Annotated in this window: 16 protein-coding genes and 4 pseudogenes; 6 read left to right on the top strand and 14 right to left on the bottom strand. The window is 71.7% G+C overall.

The window, feature by feature from the left end; translation table 11 throughout:
• The first annotated feature begins 9 nt into the window (after positions 1-9).
• From ACFW48_RS00185 to ACFW48_RS00170, 4 genes are all read left to right on the top strand, one after another.
• Entirely contained in the window at positions 10-921 is a 912-nt protein-coding gene (locus ACFW48_RS00185) for a sugar ABC transporter permease (RefSeq protein ID WP_386308866.1), read from the top strand.
• 119 nt (positions 922-1,040) lie between these two features.
• Positions 1,041-2,723, top strand: coding sequence for a glycoside hydrolase family 13 protein (locus ACFW48_RS00180; protein ID WP_386308865.1), 1,683 nt, complete (start codon positions 1,041-1,043; stop codon positions 2,721-2,723).
• Positions 2,724-2,922: 199 nt separating this feature from the next.
• Complete coding sequence (pulA, locus tag ACFW48_RS00175) at positions 2,923-8,355, top strand: pullulanase-type alpha-1,6-glucosidase (protein WP_386308864.1); 5,433 nt, start codon at positions 2,923-2,925, stop codon at positions 8,353-8,355.
• Positions 8,356-8,420: 65 nt separating this feature from the next.
• Positions 8,421-8,777 (top strand): 5-carboxymethyl-2-hydroxymuconate Delta-isomerase, encoded by a 357-nt coding sequence (locus ACFW48_RS00170; RefSeq protein WP_310873697.1) that lies wholly within the window; start codon positions 8,421-8,423, stop codon positions 8,775-8,777.
• 11 nt (positions 8,778-8,788) lie between these two features.
• Here ACFW48_RS00170 and ACFW48_RS00165 read toward each other — a convergent pair whose 3' ends face one another.
• The 5 genes from ACFW48_RS00165 to ACFW48_RS00145 all read right to left on the bottom strand — a co-directional run bounded on the left by ACFW48_RS00165 (position 8,789) and on the right by ACFW48_RS00145 (position 14,091).
• Positions 8,789-9,478 carry a TetR/AcrR family transcriptional regulator gene (locus ACFW48_RS00165; RefSeq protein ID WP_386308863.1) on the bottom strand — a complete coding sequence of 230 codons (690 nt, stop codon included), beginning with the start codon at positions 9,476-9,478 and terminating at the stop codon, positions 8,789-8,791.
• Positions 9,479-9,535: 57 nt separating this feature from the next.
• Complete coding sequence (locus tag ACFW48_RS00160; RefSeq protein ID WP_386308862.1) at positions 9,536-10,633, bottom strand: PDR/VanB family oxidoreductase; 1,098 nt, start codon at positions 10,631-10,633, stop codon at positions 9,536-9,538.
• Positions 10,630-11,520, bottom strand: a complete 891-nt coding sequence (locus ACFW48_RS00155; protein WP_386308861.1) for a metal-dependent hydrolase — start codon at positions 11,518-11,520, stop codon at positions 10,630-10,632. Before ACFW48_RS00155 ends, ACFW48_RS00160 begins: the two co-directional genes overlap by 4 nt.
• Positions 11,521-11,605: 85 nt before the next feature.
• Entirely contained in the window at positions 11,606-13,537 is a 1,932-nt protein-coding gene (locus ACFW48_RS00150; protein ID WP_386308860.1) for a hypothetical protein, read from the bottom strand.
• 44 nt (positions 13,538-13,581) lie between these two features.
• On the bottom strand, positions 13,582-14,091 hold the full coding sequence (locus ACFW48_RS00145; RefSeq protein WP_386308859.1) for a tetratricopeptide repeat protein: 510 nt from the start codon (positions 14,089-14,091) through the stop codon (positions 13,582-13,584).
• 132 nt (positions 14,092-14,223) lie between these two features.
• Here ACFW48_RS00145 and ACFW48_RS00140 point away from each other — a divergent pair, with 132 nt between their 5' ends.
• Complete coding sequence (locus tag ACFW48_RS00140; RefSeq protein ID WP_386308858.1) at positions 14,224-14,655, top strand: hypothetical protein; 432 nt, start codon at positions 14,224-14,226, stop codon at positions 14,653-14,655.
• A gap of 70 nt (positions 14,656-14,725) precedes the next feature.
• Here ACFW48_RS00140 and ACFW48_RS00135 read toward each other — a convergent pair whose 3' ends face one another.
• The 9 genes and pseudogenes from ACFW48_RS00135 to ACFW48_RS00095 form a co-directional block, all read right to left on the bottom strand.
• Positions 14,726-16,186 carry a DUF1996 domain-containing protein gene (locus tag ACFW48_RS00135; RefSeq protein WP_386308856.1) on the bottom strand — a complete coding sequence of 487 codons (1,461 nt, stop codon included), beginning with the start codon at positions 16,184-16,186 and terminating at the stop codon, positions 14,726-14,728.
• Between the two features lie 304 nt (positions 16,187-16,490).
• A pseudogene (locus tag ACFW48_RS00130) lies at positions 16,491-16,712 on the bottom strand (response regulator transcription factor); the annotation flags it as partial.
• 10 nt (positions 16,713-16,722) lie between these two features.
• A pseudogene (locus ACFW48_RS00125) lies at positions 16,723-17,970 on the bottom strand (sensor histidine kinase); the annotation flags it as partial.
• Positions 17,971-18,022: 52 nt separating this feature from the next.
• Positions 18,023-19,057 (bottom strand): NAD-dependent epimerase/dehydratase family protein, encoded by a 1,035-nt coding sequence (locus tag ACFW48_RS00120; protein WP_386308855.1) that lies wholly within the window; start codon positions 19,055-19,057, stop codon positions 18,023-18,025.
• An 87-nt stretch (positions 19,058-19,144) separates the two neighbouring features.
• Positions 19,145-19,503: pseudogene (locus ACFW48_RS00115) on the bottom strand (winged helix-turn-helix domain-containing protein).
• Between the two features lie 97 nt (positions 19,504-19,600).
• Positions 19,601-20,632, bottom strand: coding sequence for a glutamine synthetase (gene glnII, locus ACFW48_RS00110; protein WP_386308854.1), 1,032 nt, complete (start codon positions 20,630-20,632; stop codon positions 19,601-19,603).
• A 194-nt stretch (positions 20,633-20,826) separates the two neighbouring features.
• Positions 20,827-21,257 (bottom strand): annotated as a pseudogene (locus ACFW48_RS00105) (hypothetical protein); the annotation flags it as partial.
• Positions 21,258-21,307: 50 nt separating this feature from the next.
• Complete coding sequence (locus ACFW48_RS00100; RefSeq protein ID WP_386308852.1) at positions 21,308-22,183, bottom strand: hypothetical protein; 876 nt, start codon at positions 22,181-22,183, stop codon at positions 21,308-21,310.
• Between the two features lie 58 nt (positions 22,184-22,241).
• The gene (locus ACFW48_RS00095) at positions 22,242-22,601 is read right to left on the bottom strand and encodes an arsenate reductase family protein (RefSeq protein WP_386308850.1); all 360 of its coding nucleotides are present in this window, start codon (positions 22,599-22,601) and stop codon (positions 22,242-22,244) included.
• Between the two features lie 173 nt (positions 22,602-22,774).
• Here ACFW48_RS00095 and ACFW48_RS00090 point away from each other — a divergent pair, with 173 nt between their 5' ends.
• The gene (locus tag ACFW48_RS00090) at positions 22,775-23,089 is read left to right on the top strand and encodes a hypothetical protein (protein WP_373901909.1); all 315 of its coding nucleotides are present in this window, start codon (positions 22,775-22,777) and stop codon (positions 23,087-23,089) included.
• The last annotated feature ends 41 nt before the right edge of the window (positions 23,090-23,130 follow it).

The raw sequence follows: 23,130 nt of genomic DNA, 5'->3' as shown, positions 1-23,130 counted from the left end.
GGAGCCGCCATGAGTACTACCACCACGCCGACCAAGGCCCCGGCGGAGCAGGCCACCGCGTCCACCGAGCCGCGGCGCCGGGTGCGTGGCCGCGGCGAACGCAGCCGCGCCGCCACCCTCGCCTCCCACGGCGTCCTGTCCGTCGCGAGCCTCATCGCGCTCTTCCCGGTCGCCTGGCTGGTCTACCTGTCGCTCGGCCCGGACAAGAACGACTACCTGCACCCCGGGCGCATCTGGTCGAAGATGACCTTCGACAACTACGCGTTCGTGCTTCAGCACACGCAGTTCTTCGACTGGCTGAAGAGTTCGCTGATCGTCTCGCTGGGGACCGCGGTCATCGGCGTCATGGTCGCCGCCACCACCGGCTACGCGGTCTCGCGGATGCGCTTCCCGGGGTACAAGAAGCTCATGTGGGTCCTGCTGGTCACCCAGATGTTCCCCATCGCCGTACTGATCGTGCCGATGTACCAGATCCTGTCCGAACTCCAGCTCGTCGACAGCTACCTCGGCCTGGTCCTCGTCTACTGCTCGACCGCGGTGCCGTACTGCGCGTGGCTGCTCAAGGGCTACTTCGACACCATCCCGTTCGAGATCGACGAGGCCGGGCGCGTCGACGGGCTGAGCCCCTTCGGCACCTTCTTCCGGCTGATCCTGCCGCTCGCCCGGCCGGGCCTCGCGGTCGCCGGCTTCTACAGCTTCATCACCGCTTTCGGCGAGGTCGCCTTCGCCTCGACGTTCATGCTGAGCGACACGAAGTACACCTTCGCCGTCGGTCTGCAGAGCTTCGTCAGCGAGCACGACGCGCAGCGCCATCTGATGGCGGCCACCGCCGTACTCGTCGCGATACCCGTCTCCGCGGTCTTCTACCTGGTGCAGAAGAACCTGGTGACCGGCCTCACCGCCGGCGGCACGAAGGGCTGACGCCCCGCCGGGGAAATCGTCCGGCCGCGGTGCCCATCCGACCCCGCTGCACCGCGGCCGGCCGCCTCGCCCTCACCCGTGCCTCCATGACCTGAACTCCGTCACATCACAAGGACGACATGAGCCAGCAGCACTCCGCCGCACCGGCCCCCGCCTCCGCCGTCGCCACCGTCGCAGGGCGCCATGACTGGTGGCGGGACGCGGTCATCTACCAGGTGTATCCGCGCAGCTTCGCCGACAGCAACGGCGACGGCATGGGCGACCTGGAGGGTGTCCGCACCCGCCTGCCGTACCTGCGCGACCTCGGCGTGGACGCCGTGTGGCTCAGCCCCTTCTACGCCTCGCCGCAGGCCGACGCCGGCTACGACGTCGCCGACTACCGGGCCGTCGACCCCATGTTCGGCACCCTGCTGGACGCCGACGCGCTGATCCGTGACGCCCACGCGCTGGGCCTGCGCATCATCGTCGACCTGGTCCCGAACCACTCCTCCGACCAGTACGAGTGGTTCAGGCGCGCCCTCGCCGAGGGCCCCGGCTCGCCGTCGCGCGACCGCTACCACTTCCGCCCGGGCAAGGGCGAGAACGGCGAACTGCCGCCCAACGACTGGGAGTCCATCTTCGGTGGCCCCGCCTGGACCCGGGTCACCGAGCCCGACGGCACGCCGGGGGAGTGGTACCTGCACCTGTTCGCCCCCGAGCAGCCCGACTTCAACTGGGAGCACCCGGCCGTCGGCGACGAGTTCCGCTCCATCCTGCGGTTCTGGCTGGACATGGGCGTCGACGGCTTCCGGATCGACGTCGCGCACGGCATGGTGAAGGCCGAGGGCCTGCCCGACCTTGGATCACACGAGCAGCTGAAGCTGCTGGGCAACGATGTCATGCCGTTCTTCGACCAGGACGGCGTCCACGACATCTACCGCCAGTGGCGGCTCATCCTCGACGAGTACTCCGGTGAGCGGATCTTCGTCGCCGAGGCGTGGACCCCCACCGTCGAGCGCACCGCGAACTACGTCCGTCCCGACGAGCTGCACCAGGCCTTCAACTTCCAGTACCTCGGCACCCACTGGGACGCGGCGGAGCTGCGCACGGTCATCGACCGCACGCTGGACGCCATGCGCCCGGTCGGCGCCCCGGCCACCTGGGTCCTCTCCAACCACGACGTCACCCGGCACGCCACCCGCTTCGCCAACCCGGCGGGGCTCGGTACCCAGATCCGCCTGGCCGGCGACCGCGAACTGGGCCTGCGCCGAGCCCGCGCGGCGACCCTGCTGATGCTGGCGCTGCCCGGCTCGGCCTACGTCTACCAGGGCGAGGAGCTGGGTCTGCCGGACGTCGTCGACCTGCCGGACGAGGTGCGCCAGGACCCGGCGTACTTCCGGGGCGCGGGACAGGACGGCTTCCGCGACGGCTGCCGGGTGCCGATCCCCTGGACGCGCACGGGGTCGTCGTACGGCTTCGGCGACGGCGGCAGCTGGCTGCCGCAGCCGGCGGGCTGGGGCGAGCTGAGCGTCGAGGCGCAGACCGGCGAGCCCGGCTCGACCCTGGAGCTGTACCGCGCCGCGCTGGCCGTGCGCCGCGAGCAGGCCGACCTGGGCGCGGGCGACGCCGTCGAGTGGCTGCGCGCGCCCGAGGGTGTCGTCGCCTTCCGGCGCGGCGAGTTCGTGTGCGTCGCCAACACCACCGGCGAGTCGGTGCCGATGCCCGCGTACGGGCGGGTGCTGCTGGCCAGCGGTGAGGTGACCGAGGCGGCCGGCGAGGCGAAGGTGCCGGCGGACACGACGGTGTGGTGGACGACGGCCTGACGGCCCGTCCCCCCATCCTCCGACGGCCCGCCGTTCCCCACCGGGAGCGGCGGGCCGTCCGTGTCGTGAAGTCCCGTGAAAATTCTTTCCGTTACTTTCACGACCCTTGCTGCAAGCCTTGCGTCGGCGCTACGGTCTCGCCGGGGTCGGACCCGATCGAACGCACATCGCGAGTCGTAATCGCAAGGAGTTCACACCGGTGATACCGAGATGGCCGGCGCCTGTGAAGCGCCGAACCGCCGTATCCGGACGGGCCGCTGCCCCACGGATCGCGGCCGTCACCGTCGCCGCGCTCGCGGCGACCCTCCTCCCGCCCCTCGCCGCGCGGGCCGACGCCCCGCCCCCGCCCCCGTCGGACGCCAAGCTCGCGAAGGCCGACGCCCGGCACGACCTCACCCGCGAGCAGTTCTACTTCGTCCTGCCGGACCGCTTCGCCAACGGCGACGCCCGCAACGACCGGGGCGGCCTGACCGGCACCCGGCTCGCGACCGGCTACGACCCCACCGACAAGGGCTTCTACCAGGGCGGCGACCTCAAGGGCCTGACCGACAAGCTCGACTACATCAAGGGCCTGGGCACCACGTCCATCTGGATGGCGCCCATCTTCAAGAACCAGCCCGTGCAGGGCACGGGGGAGAACGCCTCCGCCGGCTACCACGGCTACTGGATCACCGACTTCACCCAGGTCGACCCGCACTTCGGCACCAACCAGGACCTCAAGAACCTCATCTCCAAGGCGCACGCCAAGGGCATGAAGGTCTTCTTCGACGTCATCACCAACCACACCGCCGACGTCGTCGACTACGAGGAGAAGTCCTACGACTACCTCTCCAAGGGCGCCTTCCCGTACCTGACCAAGGCCGGCGAGCCCTTCGACGACGCCGACTACGCCAACGGCGACCGCCGGTTCCCCCGCGTGGACGCCGGCTCCTTCCCGCGTACGCCGGTCGTCCCCGCCGCGAAGAAGGACCTCAAGGTCCCGAAGTGGCTCAACGACCCGGCGATGTACCACAACCGCGGCGACTCCACCTGGGCCGGCGAGTCCGCCACCTACGGCGACTTCTCCGGTCTCGACGACCTGTGGACCGAACGGCCCGAGGTCGTCAGCGGCATGGAGAAGATCTACCAGCGGTGGGTGAAGGACTTCGCCATCGACGGCTTCCGCATCGACACGGTCAAGCACGTCAACATGGAGTTCTGGACCCAGTGGGCCACCGCCCTGGACGCCTACGCGGCGAAGAAGGGCCGGGACGACTTCTTCATGTTCGGCGAGGTCTACTCCGCCGACACGGCCGTCACCTCCCCGTACGTCACCCAGGGCCGGCTTGACTCCACGCTGGACTTCCCCTTCCAGGACGCGGCCCGCGCGTACGCCTCCCAGGGCGGCAGCGCCAAGAAGCTCGCGGCCGTCTTCGGCGACGACTACAAGTACACGACCGACAAGGCCAACGCCTACGAGCAGGTCACCTTCCTCGGCAACCACGACATGGGCCGCTTCGGCACCTTCCTCAAGCAGGACGACCCGAAGGCCACCGACGCCGAACTGCTGAAGAAGGACCGGCTCGCCAACGAGCTGATGTTCCTCAGCCGGGGCAACCCCGTCGTCTACTACGGCGACGAGCAGGGCTTCACCGGCGCGGGCGGCGACAAGGACGCTCGCCAGCCGATGTTCGCCTCCCGCACCGCCGACTACCTGGACGACGACCAGCTCGGCACCGACCGCACCCACGCCGACGACGCGTATGACACGAGAGCGCCGCTCTACCAGCAGATCAGTGCTCTCGCGGGGCTCCGCAAGGCCCATCCCGCCCTCGCCGACGGCGTCCAGACCGAGCGCTACGCGGCCGACGGCGCCGGCGTCTACGCCTTCTCCCGCACCGACGCCGAACGCGGCACCGAGTACGTCGTCGCCTTCAACAACGCCGACGAGGCGAAGACCGCGACCTTCGCGACCGGCTCGGCCGACATGACGTTCCGGGGCCTCTACGGCACCGACGCCACCGCGCGGTCCGGCGCCGACAAGAAGGTCACCGTCACGGTGCCCGCCGGGTCGGCCATCGTCCTCAAGGCCGCCGGCCGGCTCGCCGAGCCCGCCACCGAGCCGGCCCTCACCCTCACCGCCCCCGAGCCCGGCGCCACCGGCACCGTCGAGCTGACCGCCGACGTCACCGGGGGACAGCTCAACCGCGTCGTCTTCGCCGCCCAGACCGGCGACGGCGAGTGGCGCACCCTCGGCTCCGCCGACCACGCCCCCTACAAGGTCACCCACACCATCGGCGAGGACACCCCCGCCGGCACCGCCCTGCGCTACAAGGCGGTCGTCGTCGACTCGGCGGGCCGTACCGCGAGCACCACGGCCGCTTCCACGACCGGCACCCCGCCCGTCGAGCAGCCCCCCGCCGCCGCCTCCCGCGACTACGCGATCGTCCACTACAAGCGGGCGGACGGGAACTACGAGGACTGGGGCCTGTACGCCTGGGGCGACCTCGCCGACGGCGAGGCGACCACCTGGCCCGACAGCCACCCCTTCACCGGCCGCGACGCCTACGGCGCCTTCGCCTACGTCAAGCTCAAGCCCGGCGCGAGTGACGTCAGCTTCCTGGTCATCGACAAGGAGGGCAACAAGGACGTCGCCACCGACCGCACCATCGACGTCACGCGGACGGGCGAGGTGTGGATCGCGCAGGGCAAGGAGCAGGTCGCCACGGAGCGGCCCGACCACCCCGCCCAGGACACCACCAAGGCCATCCTCCACTACCACCGCGCCGACGGGAACTACGACGGCTGGGGACTGCACGTCTGGGGCGGCGCCGCGCACCCCACCGACTGGTCGAAACCCCTGACGCCGGTGAAGACTGACTCCTATGGCGCGGTCTTCGAGGTACCGCTCACCGAGGGTGCCAGCAGTCTCAGCTACATCGTCCACAAGGGCGACGAGAAGGACCTGCCCACCGACCAGGCCCTGGACCTCAAGGCCAACGGGTACGAGGTGTGGCTGGTGAGCGGCGAGGAGAAGTACCTGCTGCCGCAGCCGGCCGGCTCGGCGGCGGCCGTCGACCTCACCACCGCCAAGGCGGTCTGGATCGACCGGAACACCGTCGCCTGGAACGGCTCCGAGGGCGCCGCCTCCACCCAGCTCCTCGCCTCCCGCACCGGCGCGATCAAGGCTGAAGGCTCCACCCTGACCGGCGCCGACGACACCACCTGGCTCCGCCTCACCGGGACCACCCTCACCGACGCCCAGAAGGCGAAGTTCCCGCATCTGCGGGACTACACCGCCTGGTCCGTCGACCCGCGCGACCGCGACCGGGTGCGCGAGGCCCTGCGCGGCCAGGTCGTCGCCTCCCAGCGTGCGGCCAACGGCGCCGTGCTCGCCGCGACGGGCGTGCAGATCGCCGGCGCCCTGGACGACCTGTACGCGGCCGACGCGACGAAGGCCGACCTCGGCCCGACCTTCCGCCACGGCAGGCCCACGCTTTCCGTGTGGGCGCCGACCGCGCAGAGCGTGAAGCTGGAGATCGGCGACCGCACGGTCCGCATGCGGCGCGACGACGACACCGGCGTCTGGTCCGTGCGCGGCCCGCGCTCCTGGAAGGGCAAGGCCTACCGCTACGCCGTCGAGGTGTGGGCGCCCGACGCCGGCAAGGTCGTCACCAACAAGGTCACCGACCCCTACTCGCTCGCCCTGACCACCGACTCCGAGCGCAGCCTCGTCGTCGACCTGGGCGACCGCTCCCTCGCCCCGCGCGGCTGGCACAGCTACGACAAGCCCAAGGCCGTGCCGCTCAGGGACGCCCAGATCCAGGAGCTGCACATCCGCGACTTCTCGGTCGCGGACCGGACGGCGGACGCGGACCACAAGGGCACCTACCTCGCCTTCACCGACAAGGACAGCGACGGCTCCGAGCACCTGCGCCGGCTCGCGGAGTCGGGCACGTCGTACGTCCACCTCCTCCCGGCCTTCGACATCGCCACCATCCCCGAGAGGAAGTCCGACCAGGCCACCGTCGACTGCGACCTCGCCGCGCTCCCGGCCGACTCCGACGAGCAGCAGGAGTGCGTGGCGAAGGCCGCCGCCAAGGACGCCTACAACTGGGGCTACGACCCGTACCACTACACGGTCCCCGAGGGCTCCTACGCCACCGACCCGGACGGCACCGCCCGCACGGTCGAGTTCCGCGAGATGGTCAAGGCGCTCAACGAGGACGGCCTGCGCGTCGTCATGGACGTCGTCTACAACCACACCGCGGCGAGCGGTCAGGCGAAGACCAGCGTCCTCGACCGGATCGTCCCCGGCTACTACCAGCGGCTCCTCGCCGACGGCTCGGTGGCGAACAGCACCTGCTGCGCCAACACCGCCACCGAGAACGCCATGATGGGCAAGCTGGTCGTCGACTCGGTCGTCACCTGGGCCAAGGAGTACAAGGTCGACGGCTTCCGCTTCGACCTCATGGGCCACCACCCGAAGGAGAACATCCTCGCGGTCAGGAAGGCGCTGGACGAGCTGACCCTCGCCGAGGACGGCGTCGACGGCAAGAAGATCATCCTGTACGGCGAGGGCTGGAACTTCGGCGAGGTCGCCGACGACGCCCGCTTCACACAGGCCACCCAGAAGAACATGGCCGGCACCGGCATCGCGACCTTCTCCGACCGCGCCCGCGACGCCGTGCGCGGCGGCGGCCCCTTCGACGAGGACCCCGGCGTCCAGGGCTTCGCCTCCGGCCTGTACACCGAGCCCAACTCCTCCGAGGCCAACGGCACCGAGGCCGAGCAGAAGGCCCGCCTGCTGCACTACCAGGACCTGATCAAGGTCGGCTTGACCGGCAACCTCGCCGACTTCACCTTCACGGACACCGACGGCAAGGAGGTCAAGGGCTCCGAGGTCGACTACAACGGCGCCCCCGCCGGATACGCCGAGGCCCCGGGCGACGCCCTCGCCTACGCCGACGCGCACGACAACGAGTCCCTGTTCGACGCACTCGCCTTCAAGCTGCCGGCGACCGTGAGCGCCGACGACCGGGCCCGCATGCAGGTCCTCGCCATGGCGACCGCCTCCCTCTCGCAGGGTCCGGCACTCTCCCAGGCCGGCACCGACCTGCTGCGCTCCAAGTCGCTGGACCGCAACTCCTACGACAGCGGCGACTGGTTCAACGCCATCCACTGGAACTGCGCCGACGGCAACGGCTTCGGCCGCGGCCTGCCCCCGGCCGCCGACAACCAGGACAAGTGGCCCTACGCAAAGCCCCTGCTCGGCACGGTGAAGGTCGGCTGCCCGCAGATCACCGGCGCCTCGGCGGCGTACCGGGACCTGCTGAAGATCCGTACGAGCGAGAAGGACTTCTCCCTCGCCACGGCGGGGCAGGTGCAGTCCCGGCTCTCCTTCCCGCTCTCCGGGAAGGAGGAGACGCCCGGCGTGATCACCATGCTCCTCGGTGACCTCGTGGTCGTCTTCAACGCCACCCCGCGACAGCAGGAGCAGCGGATCGAGACGGCGGCCGGCACCGGCTACCGGCTGCATCCGGTGCAGGCGGCGGGCGCGGACCCGGTGGTGAAGGAGTCCTCGTACGCGGCGAAGAACGGCACGTTCACCGTGCCGGGCCGTACGGTCGCCGTGTTCGAGCGGTCCGGCTGACGGCCGTAGGACCGCGGTGGTCTGCGGCTAGGGTGAGCCCTGCTGTTCACGCAACGGGAGGGCTCATGCCGCAGATCACCGTCGACTACTCCGCCCAGCTCGCGGACGACTTCGACCGGCCCGCGTTCGCGCGGGCGCTGCACACCGCCGTCGTCGAGATCGCGGCCGCCAAGCCGCCGGCGTGCAAGACGCAGTTCCGCCGTGGCGAGGACACCACGGTCGGCCCCGACACCGAGGGGCACGCCGTCGTGCACGTCACCCTCGGGCTGCTCGCGGGCCGCACCGAAGAGACCAAGGCCCGGCTCACCGAGGCCGTCCTGGAACTGCTGCGGCAGCACGTGAAGCCGGGCGACGGCCTCGCCCTGCACGCCTCCGCCGAGGTCCGCGACCTGGACCCGTCGTACCGGAAGTTCGAGAGCTGACCGGTCGAGAGCTAACCGGCAAGACCGACGAGCCGGCCGACCAGGTCCCCGAAGGGACCGTCGGCCGGTTCGTCGTCGATGACGCGGCGCAGCAGGGCGCCCATCTCCTCGTCGTAGGCGGCGCTCACCGCCACCAGCGCGGCGAAGTCGTGCACGAGCTGGACCTCCAGCTCGGCGCGCGGGATGCGGCGCCCGTCCAGCCAGATCAGCGCCGTCGACTCGGCGAGCGAGATCCAGGAGCGGACGACCAGTTCCAGGCGCGCGGGCGGATCGGTGACGCCCAGGTGCGAAAGGATCTGGACATACGCGGCCTGCCGTACGGAGTCCACGAGCGCGTTGGTCGTGGAGGAGCCGACGGCCGGACCACCGCGCATCAGGGCCGAGAAACCGGGGCCGTGCTCGTCGACGAAGTCGAAGTAGCGGCCCATGACTCGCAGCAGCCGCGCGCCCAGCGGGCCCTCGTGCGGCTCCACGAACCGGGCCGCCAGATCGTCCGAGGCGCGCTGCAACGCGGCCTCGTACAGGCTGAGTTTGCCGGGGAAGTAGTGGTAGACCAGCGGGCGCGAGATGCCCGCCGCCGACGCTATCTCGTCGATGGAGACCTCGTCGGGCGAGCGGCGGCTGAACAGATCGAGCGCGACGCCGATCAACTGCTGCCGCCGCTCCTCGACGCCCATTCTGCGGCGTACCCCGGTAGTCATACGAACACCTTACCGATCGAATCCGGCCCCCGAACGGGCCGGACCGGGCGCAGGTGTTCACATGTCCAGCACGAGCCGTGTCCCCCGGGCGCGGGACACGCAGATGAGCATCGAGTCCCCGCGCTCCGAGTCGGTCAGCAGCTCGTCCCGGTGATCGATCTCGCCCTCCAGCACCTTCTGTTGGCAGGTCCCGCACCAGCCCTGCTCACAGGAGTACGGCGTGTTCGGCAGCTCGGCGCGCACGGCGGCCAGCACCGAGGTGTCCCCGTCCACGGTGAGCGTGCGCCCGCTGCGGTGCAGCTCGACCTCGAACTCCCCGTCGCCACCGGCCGTCGTACGCGGCGCGAACCGCTCCAGGTGCGGTGCCGTGCCCTCGGGGAGGCGTTCCTCGACGGCCGCCATCAGGCCCTCCGGGCCGCAGCAGTACACCGCCGTGCCCTCGGGGAGGTCCGCCAGGAAGGCGTCGAGCCCGGGGCGCCCGTCCTCGTCCTCGGCGACGACGGTGACCTTCCCCCAGCCTTCGGCCGGGGGTGCCCCCGTCCCGCTTCGCTCGTGGTCCAGGTCCAGCTTCTCGATCTCCTCCAGGAACGGCATCGAGGCCCGCGTCCGCCCGCAGTACAGCAGCCGCCACTCGGCGCCCTCCGGCAGGGCCCGCAGCATGGGCAGGACGGGCGTGATGCCGATACCGCCGGCGACGAAGACGTAGGCGGGGGCGTCGACCAGCGGGAAGCGGTTGCGCGGGCCGCGCACCTCCAGCTCCACGCCCTCCTGCACCTGCTCGTGCACCTCGCGCGAGCCGCCCCGCCCGTCCTCGACCAGCCGCGTGGCGACGGTGTACGACGAGGTGTCCTCCGGGTCGCCGCACAGCGAGTACTGCCGCACCAGACCCGACGGCAGCACCAGGTCCAGGTGGGCGCCCGGCTCCCAGCGCGGCAGGTCGTGTCCCTCCAGACGGATCCGGACCACCCCGTCGGCTATCCGCTCGTGCGCGGTGACCAGCAGCGTCAGCGCGCGCGAGCGGGGCCGCCCGGAGACCGGCGGGTCCAGCGCGGGCATCGGCCACAGCGGCGAGGCCTGGACACGGCGCCGCAGCGCCCGGCGGACGACGAGCGCGGCACCGGCCGCGAGCACCAGGGTCATCGGCCTGGGCTTCATACGGCACCCTCCTGCGACTTCTCGGCGGCGACAGCGGCAACAGCGGCGGGGGAGGTGGCGAGGTAGGCCACGGCCTGCTCGGTCGACCCCTCCTGGGACGGGTGGTAGGCACGGCTCAGATAGCGCGGTACGGAGCGGATCACGGCGCCGGTCGAGGGCAGCAGGCCGCGTCGGCCGCGCCGGTGGAAGTCCCGGAAGGTGGCGCGGCCGTCGATGAGCGTCGGGTCGTTCTCCATGAAGTACCTGGCCCCGCGCTGCCACAGGAACACCAGCGCCGCGAACGCGGTCGCCCAGGTGCGCGCCCGCCGCGCGTAGCCCCCGTCCACGTGCAGGAACACCTCGAAGGCCACGGAGCGGTGCTCGACCTCCTCGGCGCCGTGCCAGCGCAGCAGGTCCAGCATGGTCGGATCGGCGCCGCGGCGGTCGAGTGCGTCGGCGTTGAGCACCCAGTCGCCGAGGAACGCCGTGTAGTGCTCGATGGCCGCTATCAGCGCCACCCGCTCCATCAGCCACCACCGGCGCGGCCGGCCCGGCGGCAGCGTGCGGTCGCCGAGCAGCTTCTCGAAGAGCCAGTCGACCTGCGCGGTGTACGGCGTCGGATCGAGCCCCTGGTCCTTCAGGTGCGGCAGCACCTCGTCGTGGGCCTGGGAGTGCATCGCCTCCTGCCCGATGAACCCGATGACGTCCTCGCGCAGCCGCTCGTCCCGGATGTACGGCAGCACCTGCTTGTAGACGTGCACGAACCAGCGCTCCCCGGCGGGCAGCAGCAGGTGCAGCACATTGATCGTGTGCGTCGTGAACGGGTCTCCCGGCACCCAGTGCAGCGGGGTGTCCTCCCAGGCGAAGGACACCTTCCGCGCCTTGAGCGGGACATGCGTATTAGACATGGCGTCAATGTACTGTCGGGTAGATCTCCGGGGAACCCTCGTGCCGCCACTTGTTGACGCCAGTGTCAGCTGCCGCCGCCCGGCCCTAGCGCAGTCCGCCGATCGTCCGGCCCTTCTCCAGGGTGCCCTTCAGCTCGGCCTGCGCGCCCTGCTCGGCCTTCGCCGTCAGCAGGTTCCCGTCGGCGGAGTCGTTGATCCCGCCCGTCGCCTCGACCGACTTCGTGTCGCGGCTGCCGGCGGCGAGCAGGTACCAGTGCCCGCCCTCCGACTTCCACAGCACCCCGGCCAGCACGTGCGGGTCGCGCTCGCCGCAGGCCGGCACGCCCTGCGCCTTCGCCGCCACCGCGCCCTGCGTCCCGCCCGGCGTCCGGAACTGGGCCAGCACGCGCGCCCCGTCGCCCCGCCACGTCTCGGCCCGGGTGCACACCCACGCGGCCGACCCGCTGGAGTCGGGCAGCGGCTGCGTCGCGAACTCCCAGGCGTTCACCGAGCGCACGCCCTGCCCCCGCACCGCGCCCAGTGAGCAGGCGTACGGCGCCCACGCGTCCAGTGCCTTCGCCCCCGAGGCGTCCTTCGCCGAGCCGGGGCGCCCGGTGGTGAGGCGGGCCGGGACCAGTTCGCCGAGGTCGGTCACCAGGCGGGTGTCCGAGCCGTCGGTCAGCTCCAGCACGTCCCAGGACGCGCACGCACCCGACCGCTGCTGCACGGGGCTGGCCACCGGCGAGGTCACGCCGTCGGTCAGCGTCAGGTCCCGGGCGCCGGCGTCCGGGTCGGTGAGGTCCCGCCCGGCCGCCTTGGTCACCCAGGGCGCCGTCAGATAGCGGACGTTGCCGTCGGCCCGGCCCAGGACCACGGCGTTCGCCTCGGCCCGGCCGGCGCCGTCGGTGCGCGCGAAGTCCAGGGCGGCCCCGGCCGTGCCGTCCTTCGGCTCGGCGTACCGGGCGATGCGCAGCCCGTCGTGCAGGATCACCACGCGCGCGTTGTCGACGGTCCCGGCGTACAGCAGCTGGGGCGGGCCGGACGGACCGCCGGTCGGGGTGCCCGGTGTCGCCGAGACACCCACCGCCTCGCCGGGCCGGGCCCAGACGGCGAGGGCGCGCCGCAGCAGCTCCTCGTCGCCGGTGAGGTCACCGCGGGCCGGCCACACCGAGAAATCGGTGCGCGCGGACGTCTCCCACGCGGCGGCGGCGGCCTTCGTCAGCCTGCCGGGGTCGAGGGCGGCCTCGGCCGCCGGGTTCCGCGCGTACGGCGGGGCGGCGGCGCCGTCCGGCCCCCAGCCCTCACCGGGCAGGCCCAGCAGCGCCCCGCACACCACCAGGGCGGCCCCGGCGACCAGCGCCGCCTTCGTGTGCTGCCGGCGGCGCATCAGGTCGGTCGGCCGGGCCTGCAGCGAGCAGGGGTCGAATTCGGGGGAGCCGAGCAGCGCGTGCTGGCCGGGCACCTCGTCGGCCTCCCGCAGCGCGGCGTCCGCGTCGGCCACCCCGGCGGCCCCGAGCAGCTGCCGTACGTCGTCGTCGGAGAGCTTCTCCAGACCCCGCAGCACGTATGCCGCCCGGCCCGGCGCGGAGAGGGCGGAGAGCCGCTGGTCGAGGGCGAGTTCGTCGGCACCACCGGAGCGCGGGAAGAGCTTGAGCCCCCGTACCTGGGGCAGCAGCGGCGGCAGCTGGGAGCGCTTGGGCCACGCGCGCCGCCTGAGCGGGAGGCCCGCCTCCAGCGCCGTACGTACGACCCGTAGCCGGACCAGGGCGTAGCCGGGGTCGACCCCGCGGCCGGTCGACTGGGCCGGGATCACGGGTGTCGTCGTCCGGTTCCGGGGCAGCGCGCGCTGGGTGAGGGCGTGCGCGGTCAGGACGCGGCGGCTCCGGCCGAGGCGTGGCGGCAGCACCAGATAGGCGAGCCGGACCAGGCGCGGATAGTGCTCGACGAGCGCGGCCTCGGCCTGCTCGACGTCGACGACCGGGTCGGCCGAGGAGGTTGAGGACGGTGCGGGGCGCGGGGCGACATCCTGTGACTGCACGTTCAGCAGAACGAGCGAATCGGTGGTTGGTCACCGTGCCCAGGTCAATCCTCGGGCTCCACCAGCTGCCGTGCGTAGGCGGCCATCGAACGCTGGTAGCGCGGCAGATGGGGCGCGAGCGCGCCGAGCACCAGGGACAGGCCCTCACGGTCGCGGCCCATGCTCGACAGGCAGAGCGCGAGCGTGGCCCGTACCGCGTCGTCCAACTCGTCGGACGGCGCCAGCAGTTCGGGCGACAGCAGCTTGACGCCCTCCTCCGGGTGCCCGGTGTTCCGCAGGGAGCTGGAGAGCTGGATCTTCGCCCGGCGGCCCTTGTAGCCGCTGACCTCCCCCAGGCCGCGCGCCAGCGCCTCGCGGTACAGCGGCACGGCCCGGTCGGAGTGGCCCGTGGAGTCCCAGGCGCAGGCCCGCTCGAACAGGCCGAGGGGGCTGTCCGCGGGCAGTTCGTCGGCGAGGGCGTCGATCACCGCGCGGAAGGCGGCGGCGTCGTCTTCCGCGTAGTCGTCGAACGTCGCCCACGCGGCGGTCACTCGGTCTTCCCAGTCCTGGTCCACGGCGCCACTTTCGCACGGGCGGGCTCGGGGCACCAGGATCGCTGAGTACTTCGCGCCTCGCGGCCGTATCGATGCCGAGAGCCCTCGCCGGGGCTCCGTGCGGCATGTCGCCGGAACGGACCGGAGGAACACATGAGGCTGACCCGACCGATGCTCGCGCTGGCCGGAGCGGCGGCGGTACTGGCGCTGACCGGCTGCGGATCCGACGGGGACGGCGAGGCGTCCGTGCCCGAGACGGCGACCGGCAGCCTGGAGCACCTGGCCGCCGAGGCGAAGTGCGCCCCGAACATGCAGACCGACGCCGACACCATCCGCCAGGCGATCTGCGAGAAGGGTGACGAGAAGTACGTCCTCGCCACCTTCTCCACCGACCGCGGCCAGCGCGAGTGGATCAACACGGCCAAGGACTACGGCGGTTACTACCTCGTCGGCCGCAAATGGGTCGCCGTCGGCCACCAGGACGTCGTGGCGGACCTGCGCGGCCGGCTCGGCGGGACCCTGGAGCAGGGCACGCGGCACGGCGGCGGCAGCCGCCCGGCGGGGCACGGTGGACACGGCGGCTGACCCCCGCGCGGGACGCGAAGAGGGCCGGTGGCGAATGCCGCCACCGGCCCCTCACGCGCCCTCGGCAGGACTACTGGCAGTCCTCGCCGCTGTTGATGCAGTCGACCACCTCGTTCATCAGGTCCTCGTCCATGACGTTGATGAAGTCGTTGTGATCGGTGATCGGCTTGTGCAACTGCTCCGGGAAACTGTCCACGGCGTACGGGTTTTGCACCGAGCCGTTCTCGATGGTCGGGGTGGGGATGTCGTACACCAGGCGGACCTGCAGCTGGGGAATGGCCTGGAAGCCGTTCCCGCAGCTGCCGTCCGCCTGGACGAACGCCATGTGATCACGATGGTTGGCGCTGTCGATGTTCTGGCCGTCCCAGCAACTCTGGAAGTTGGACGTGCGCACCACCTGGCTGCCCTCGGGGCAGAGCGGATACTTGTCGGTGACCTGCCGGTCCTCGAAGCCGGTGCAGCTCCACGAACTGTTGGCGTTCGCGTCGCCGTTGGTGAAGGACTTGGCGTCACCCGTGATGATGCGCAGGAACTTCGGCATGGCGACCACGTCGCTCTGCTGGTTGCCGACGAACTTCAGCTCGGCTTGGGCCGGCTCGAGGATCTTGCCGACGTTGCCGTCGGCGCCACCGCCCAGGTCGTTCGCGTCGAACTCCTCCGTACCGTCCTGGAGCCGCAGCACCGGCCAGTAGTAGGTGGACTTGTCGCCCTGGTTCTGGCACGAGGTGTCGGCGTTCGCCAGGTCCTCGTCGCTGGAGAAGGCGTCGTTGTCCTGGTTGCCGACGTAGTCGTGCACGTGGTGCGCGCCGTTGTCGACGCCCGGGGCGGCGATCAGGTTGTCGCTGTTGAACAGATCGTTCTCGTTGACACCGCAGTCCGTGGTGAAGGTGCCCGTGGACCCGCCGTCGCCGTTGGCGGCCAGGCCGTTCTGGCTGTTGCGGGAATTGGGCTCGACGTCGTTGATGTCGACGAAGTCGTCGGCCACCGGGCCCGCGACGCCGTTGCCGTTGTCGTCCTGGTCCTGGCCGTCGCCGCCCTGGCCGTCGCCGTTCTGCGGCTGCTCCGCGGGCTGCCCCTGGCACTGGGCCAGCTCGTCCAGATTGTCGTCGGCCTGGCCGCCGGCCCGGTTGATCTCCAGCTGGATCCGGTCGATGATCGCCTTCCGGCGGTCCTTGAGCGGGCCGAGAATGGCGTTCTGGACAAACCGCGAGTCACCCGCCTGCGCGCGCCGTGTGGTGGCGAGGCGCTTGTAGGCGTCGGTGATCTGGCTGTCCATCGTGGCCAGTTCGCCGTCGACCTCCCCGCGCGCCCGGTCCGGCACGCCGGAGAGCTGCTGGCCGACGTCGGGACAGTCGATCGTCGCCACCTGCGCGGCGGCGGACCGCGTCCGGTTGTGCGCCGGATTCTCCTCGTGCGCCGAAGCGTGGAAGTTGGCCCAGACCAGCCCGCCCCCGCCGACCGCCAGGGCCGCCGCCCCGGCTACGACCTTGGTGGCCAGCGGCGTACGGCGTTTTCTTGTGTTGCGTGCCATCAGTCTCCTAGCGAGGGGCCCTCGGCCTCGGTCGAGGGGGGAATCCGCTTCCCTGTGTTCTGGTAATTTGTCCTTTGCCCCGCAAAGGGTCGGTTCGGGCTGGACCGCAGCCTCCGGGCTGGAAGCCTCGCCGCCTCAGCGGTGGGCGGAGTCACGGAACTCCTCTGACTTCACCGAGGAGCACCGGGCGTTGAAACGCCCAACCAGATGGAGCGGCTCCCTTAACTACGGGAGCCGCTCCAAGGGTGTTCACCCGTCTCGGAAATCGCTGGGTCCTGTGGGACCGGTGGGAACGGCGACGGGGTCAGCGGCCGCGGTCCAGATACGCCAGAACCGCCAGTACACGCCGGTTGTCGTCGTCCGAAACCTCAAGGCTCAGCTTCGCGAAGATGTTCGCCGTGTGTTTCGCGATCGCCCGCTCCGTGACGACGAGCTTGCCGGCGATCGCCGCGTTGGTCCGTCCCTGCGCCATCAGCTCCAGCACCTCCAGCTCCCGGGGCGTCAGCCGTTCCAGCGGCTGGTCCTCCGCCGCACGCGACCATGGTGGGACCGCCGGCGGGCGAGCTGACGGCCAGGACGCCGTCGAATGTACCGAGTCGGCGCTCCACCCCGGCCAGGCCCGACCCCGCTCCGGTCACCGCTCCGCCCTTGCCGTTGTCGGTGACGGCGATGCGCAGATGACCCTCGGCGTGGTGCATGTCGACCCAGATCCGGTCGGCTCCGGAGTGCTTCACGGCGTTGGTGAGGATCTCGCTGACCGCGAAGTACCCGGCCGACTCCACGGGGGCCTCCGCGCGGCCGGGCAGGTCCACCTCGACCTCGACGGCGACGGGCAGCCGCAGCGCCAGGGCCCGTACGGCGTCGCCCAGGCCGCGTTCGGCGAGCACCGGCGGGTGGATGCCGCGTACGAGTTCACGCAGTTCGGTCAGGGCGTCGGCGGAGGACTGGCGGGCCTGCACGAGCAGTTCCCTGGCCTTCTCCGGGTTCTTCTCCAGCAGTGCCTCGATGGTGCCCAGGTCCATGCCCATGGCGACCAGCCGGGCCTGCGCCCCGTCGTGCAGGTCGCGCTCGATGCGGCGCAGTTCGGCGGCGGAGGTGTCCAAGGCGTCACGGCGGGTCTCGGTGAGTACGCGCACCCGCTCGGCGAGTTGGCCCTGGCCGGTGCCGAGGACCGCGCCGGTGAGCCGGAAGTGGGCGTACAGCATGCGAGGGGTGAGCCAGAGGGCGACGAGGAGGAGCATGGCGCCGAGGCCCGCGGCGTAGAAGGCCGAGGTCTGGTCGGTGACCCGGACGAAGCCGTACCAGTACCCGTCGGGCAGGACCCGCCACAGCCCGGCCGCGATCGCGAACCCCTCCAACGGGTACAGCGGCAGCACGAAGGCCAGCAGCGCGGTGAGGGTACCCGCCGTCATGTCGACCGGCAGCCACCGGAAGTCACGCCAGGTCGCGGGGTCACTGAGCATTCCGAAGGTGCGCGTCCACGGATTGGCGTTCTCGGGCAGTGGCCGGTACGCCCGCTGGATCCGCACCCCGCCCCACTCGGCGGCGAGCAGTCGGCGCCAGTCCGCGAACGCCCGCACGCCCGTGAGCACCCACGGAGTGGTGACGAGGCCGATCCCGATCGGGACGAGGGCGACGGAGACGAGGGTCAGGCAGAAGCACAGCACCGAGCCGACCAGGGAGATCGGTGTCAGCGCCAGTCCCCGCACGGCCGGCAGAGCCACGCCCCGCGTCCGTGTGGTCCGGTCGGTGTGCCGGTCGTCGCTCTTCGTCTCGGTGTTCATGCCGTCAGTCTCGCCGAGGCGACGGCGCGGGTCACTGGGCCGAACCCCCCGGTCAGAGGGTGGTGTGAGGTACACCTTCGTGGGGCCCGCTCCGGTCGGCGGCGAGTACCTTCGCCTCCGTCTCGGGGTCCAGCCCGACCGGCGGCCGGTCCGGGCGCCGGGGCGCCGTGCCGCCGATGCCCCGCAGCCAGGTCCAGGTGTCCGCGACGGTGGCGTCGGCCGGGCGGCAGCGCAGGCCCGTCGCCAGCGCCCGGGACACGTCCGCGCTCTGCAGGGCGTCGTGCAGGTCGCTGCCCGGCGGTGTCCACACGGGCAGTTGCCCCCACGGCTCGATGCCGGCGGCGAGTACGGTCTCGGGGGTGGTCCAGCGCAGCTCCGCCGCTCCGCCCGTGGCCGTCGCGCAGGCGTCGAGCAGGGCGCCCATGGTGGTGTGCCCCGGCGGCGAGACCAGGTTGTACGGTCCGCTCAGCTCCTGCTCGACCGCTCCGAGGGCCCAGTCGGCGAGGTCGCGGACGTCGACGTACTGGAGGGGGAGGTCCCGTGGGCCCGGTGCGAGGACCGGGCCGCCGCGCGCGACGCGGTTCAGCCACCATGGCAGCCGCCCGATGTTCTCGTACGGGCCGAGGATCAGCCCGGCCCTGACGAGCACCGAACGGTCCGCGCCGAAGGCGTCCAGGACGGCCAGTTCGGCGCCCCGCTTGTCCCGGGCGTAGTCGGTCTGCCCGGCGTCCGCCGAGGCGCCGTCGACGAGCGGGGCGTCCTCGGTGTACCCGGCGGGCGGGGGCCAGGCGTACACCGAGCAGCTCGACACGTACACGTACCGGCCGGCGCGGCCCCGCAGCAGCCGCGCCGCGTCCCGCACGGCGCCGGGCGCCGCCGACCAGGTGTCGACGACGGCGTCCCACGTGCCGTCGGCCAGGGCGGTGAGCCCGTCGGACGCGGTGCGGTCGCCGTGCAACGACCGCGCTCCGGGCGGCGCCGCGTGCCGTCCTCGGTGGAAGACGGTCACCTCCCAGCCGCGCCCGAGCGCCGCCTCCACCACGGCCCGCCCCACGAACTCCGTACCGCCCAGCACCAGTAGCCTCATGCGGTTCACTGTGCCCGGCGCGGCGGCCGGAGGGAACGCCTGTCTGCCGACAGCAGAGACAGCGGAGGCAGCAGAGACAGCGGTGGCTCAGCGTCCGGTGGGCGGTGTGTACGTGTAACCGACGCGCCGCACGGTCCGGATCGTCCGCCGGTGTTCGGCGCCGAGCTTCCGGCGCAGCCGGGCGATGTGCACGTCGACGGTGCGGCCGTCAGCCACGTGTCCGTACCCCACACCGTGGTGACCAGCCGGTCGCGGGTGTGCATCCGGTGGGGATGCGCGACGAGGGGTGCGAGCGGCTCGAACTCCGGGTAGGGCAGGGCGAGTTCGCGTCCGTCCACGGCGGCGGTGCGCCGCGCGGTGTCGATGCGTACGAGCGGGCAGCCAGGTGGCGCCCGGCGGCAGGAGGTCCGCGACGTTCACCACCGCGTCTGGTCGACGGCACGCAACCGGTGCCGCGGCGCGGTCGCGACGGCAGCGCGAAGGGGCGCCCACCGTCGTGGTGGACGCCCCTTCGCGCGAGTCGCGTGGCCGGGGACGGCCGGATCAGACCTGGCCGGCCTTCTCCAGCGCCGTGCAGCAGGTGTCCACCAGCAGGCGGGTCACCACGTACGGGTCGACGTTGGCGTTCGGACGGCGGTCCTCGATGTAGCCCTTGCCGTCCTTCTCGACCTGCCACGGGATGCGGACCGAGGCACCGCGGTCGGAGACGCCGTAGGAGTACTCGTTCCACGGGGCGGTCTCGTGCAGGCCGGTGAGGCGGTCGTCGATGCCGGCGCCGTAGTTCTTGACGTGGTCGAGCGGCTTGGAGCCCTCGCCGAGCGACTCGCAGGCGGTGATGATCGCCTCGTAGCCCTCGCGCATCGCCTTGGTGGAGAAGTTGGTGTGCGCGCCCGCGCCGTTCCAGTCGCCCTTGACCGGCTTGGGGTCGAGGGTGGCGGAGACCTCGAAGTCCTCGGCCGTGCGGTAGAGCAGCCAACGGGCCACCCACAGCTGGTCGGAGACCTCCAGCGGCGCCAGCGGGCCGACCTGGAACTCCCACTGGCCGGGCATGACCTCGGCGTTGATGCCGGAGATGCCCAGGCCCGCCTTCAGGCAGTTCTCCAGGTGCGCCTCGACGACGTCACGGCCGAAGATCTCGTCCGAGCCGACACCGCAGTAGTAGCCGCCCTGCGCGGCCGGGAAGCCGCCTTCGGGGAAGCCGAGCGGCCGGGCGCCCTTGAAGAAGGTGTACTCCTGCTCGATGCCGAAGATCGGCTCCTGCGCGGTGAAGCGCTCGGAGAGCTCGGCCAGCGCGGCGCGGGTGTTGCTCGGGTGCGGGGTCATGTCCGTGTCCAGGACCTCGCACAGCACCAGGATGTCGTCGCCGCCGCGGATCGGGTCGGGGCAGGAGAAGACCGGCTTGAGCACGCAGTCCGAGGAACTGCCCTCGGCCTGGTTGGTGGAGGAGCCGTCGAAGCCCCAGATCGGCAGGGCGTCCAGGCCGGCGGGGGCGTCCGTGATGATCTTCGTCTTGGAACGGAGCTTGGCCGTCGGCTCGGTGCCGTCGATCCAGATGTACTCGGCCTTGAAGGTCACGGGGACACATCCTTCGGGGTGGGTCTGGGCGCACTCGCGGGTGCTGCGGCGCCGGGGCGACCGGGGGCGTCGCGTCTACTGCGCAGCAGCGTGCCAACAGGCGATTTCCCGTCCGTTGCCCATATGTGAACCCCGTGTTACCTGGGGTCGGTGTGGCGGGTCTCTCACTGTTCCCGTCGCGGCTCCCGCCCGCCCCCGGCGTCCTGCCCCGCTTCCTGGCCGTCCTGCGGCGGCTGTGGGGTCTGGGAGTCCTGAGCCGACTCCCCACCGCGCACCCGGACGCCGCCTGCTTGGGTCCTGTCTCCGCGATGACCGCCTCGCGGTTGGCGATCCGGGCCTCCGACTGAGCGTCGGGATCGGCCCGCTGGCCGTCGCTGAACCGCTGGTTGTCGCCGAGCGCGGTGGCCAGGCCCTGGCGGACGGAGGAGTCCTGGGCGGCCTTCGTCTGCGCGTTCTGGGAGGTCTGCGAGGCGTTCGAGGCGTTCGCCGCCACGAACGCCCCACCGCCGGCCACCGCCGCCGCGCTGACCAGCAGCGCGATCTTCTTCTTCGTGCCGAGAGTTCTCCTGCGCGACGTGCGCGCCTCCTGAAGAAGTAGGGGAGCGTACGCCGCTGGGTACGAGATACCGAACAGGGTTACTCAGCGGTCGCGCCGATGCGCATGGGCAACCTGCGTCAGACCCTGCCCTGTTCGTACGCCACCACGTGGTCGTTGACATACTGGAGCAGGCCCTCCGTCTGCCGGGTGAGCGCGGCCTCCCCGGTCTCCGCCCCGTCGCCCCACTGGCCGTTCGCGAACACCACCGACCGTACGGTCATCAGCCGCTTGAAGACGCCGGCCGACCCGGGCGGCACCGTCGGCAGCCCCGCCTCGGGCGGCGGGTCGAGCGAGACCGTCTGGTACGTCACCGGGTCCATGGCGGCCATCGCGTACACCGTCCCGGCGTCCTCCGCGCGCACGAAACTCGCCACGGACACGCTCACCTGCGAGCGCCGCTCGGCGTCCGTGAACAGGGCCGCGGTGAGCCGCAGGCAGCCCTCGCCCTGGTCGACCAGGGCGGCGAGCTCCGGCGACATGCCCTGCGCGCACTCGGTGGTGGTGACCAGGTCGACGCGCTTGTACCGGGATCCGTCGGACAGCCGCACGTTCGTCTCCGGGAAGGCCTGCTCCGGGCGCACTACCGGGCGGGCGAGCAGCGAGGGCTGGGTGGAGGGTGCGTCGGAGGGCGGGGCGGCGGTGACGGAGGGGGCGGCGGCGGCCGTGGCGGTCGCCGTGGCGGGCGGCGGCACGGCCCGGTCGTCGTCGCCGCCCGTGTACATCAGGGTGCCGGCGGCGATGGCCACGACGAGGACGCCGCCGGTCGCCGCGAGAACCGCGAGCCGGGTGCGGCGGCGTCTGCGTATGCGGTGCTGCTCCGCCGTCCAGGAGGCCGCAGCCGTCGCGGGGCCGTACGGCCCGTATTGAGCGGGCTGCCCGTGCTGCGCGTACTGCCCGTACGGTCCGTGCTGCCCGTACGGTCCGTGCTGCGTTCCTTGATCATCGTGGGTCATGGCGGCGCAGGGTAACAGCGCGGACAGTCCTGAGTCCCGGCGCCCGACAAGGCATTGCCTAACGGGACAGAGCGTCCCGAACCGCCTCATCGGTGCGGGCCACGACGGCCGTTCCGTCGTCCGCCGTGATGATCGGACGCTGGATCAGCTTCGGGTGCTCGGCGAGCGCCGTGACCCAGCGATCGCGTGACGCCTCGTCACGGGGCCAGTCCTTCAAGCCCAGTTCCTTGGCCGCGGCCTCCTGGGTGCGCGTGATGTCCCACGGTTCCAGTCCGAGACGGGTGAGCACCTCGCGGATCTCGTCCTCGCTCGGCACGTCCTCCAGATAGCGGCGGACGGTGTAGTCGGCACCCTCGGCGTCGAGCAGGCCGACCGCGCTGCGGCATTTCGAACAGGCCGGGTTGATCCAGATCTCCATGGCGACACGGTAGCCCGAGGGCGCGAAAACCCGTTCACCCCGTGCGCCACAGTGACCCCGAAAGCCCTTGTGGCCAGGGGCTTTTGTCAGTGGTGGGCGGTAAAATAGAAGCAGTGTTCGAGGGTGTCGCCGAGAGGTCCGGACGGCGCCCTGACCGCGACAGGAGGATGCCCGTGCCCGCTGCCGCACTGAAGCCGAAACCGCTGCCCACCCAGTCCACCGCCAAGCGTCCCGTCCTGCTGGACCTGCCCTACGAACCCGTGGAGAAGCGTCCGCTGCCGGCGGGCCGTCCCCGCGAGTGGTACGTCACGCACAACCGCCGGCTCAAGGCGATGCGACTCGCCATCGCCCTGCTCGACTCCGGCGTCTACCTGCCGAACCAGGCGCGCAACGAGAGGATACGGAGCGCTGCGCTGGCCATCGGAGTTCACCCGCCGTCGGACACGACGTGCCACATGGTGCGGGCGTTGATGCGGTACTCGCGGTGAGCGGGGCGCAGGGTGCCGTTCGTTCCGCGGTGCCCTGCGTC

This window comes from Streptomyces sp. NPDC058812 (genome assembly GCF_042744565.1).
In the GTDB taxonomy this organism is placed as follows: domain Bacteria; phylum Actinomycetota; class Actinomycetes; order Streptomycetales; family Streptomycetaceae; genus Streptomyces; species Streptomyces thinghirensis.
Note: the sequence above shows the minus strand (reverse complement) of the source record. Positions and strands in the feature narration are given on the sequence as shown.

Coding starts and splice junctions, on each gene's coding strand:
- ACFW48_RS00185 (WP_386308866.1), top strand. CDS start 10: ATGAGTACTACCACCACGCCGACCAAGGCCCCGGCGGAGCAGGCCACC.
- ACFW48_RS00180 (WP_386308865.1), top strand. CDS start 1,041: ATGAGCCAGCAGCACTCCGCCGCACCGGCCCCCGCCTCCGCCGTCGCC.
- ACFW48_RS00170 (WP_310873697.1), top strand. CDS start 8,421: ATGCCGCAGATCACCGTCGACTACTCCGCCCAGCTCGCGGACGACTTC.
- ACFW48_RS00165 (WP_386308863.1), bottom strand. CDS start 9,478: ATGACTACCGGGGTACGCCGCAGAATGGGCGTCGAGGAGCGGCGGCAG.
- ACFW48_RS00160 (WP_386308862.1), bottom strand. CDS start 10,633: ATGAAGCCCAGGCCGATGACCCTGGTGCTCGCGGCCGGTGCCGCGCTC.
- ACFW48_RS00155 (WP_386308861.1), bottom strand. CDS start 11,520: ATGTCTAATACGCATGTCCCGCTCAAGGCGCGGAAGGTGTCCTTCGCC.
- ACFW48_RS00140 (WP_386308858.1), top strand. CDS start 14,224: ATGAGGCTGACCCGACCGATGCTCGCGCTGGCCGGAGCGGCGGCGGTA.
- ACFW48_RS00135 (WP_386308856.1), bottom strand. CDS start 16,186: ATGGCACGCAACACAAGAAAACGCCGTACGCCGCTGGCCACCAAGGTC.
- ACFW48_RS00120 (WP_386308855.1), bottom strand. CDS start 19,057: ATGAGGCTACTGGTGCTGGGCGGTACGGAGTTCGTGGGGCGGGCCGTG.
- ACFW48_RS00100 (WP_386308852.1), bottom strand. CDS start 22,183: ATGACCCACGATGATCAAGGAACGCAGCACGGACCGTACGGGCAGCAC.
- ACFW48_RS00095 (WP_386308850.1), bottom strand. CDS start 22,601: ATGGAGATCTGGATCAACCCGGCCTGTTCGAAATGCCGCAGCGCGGTC.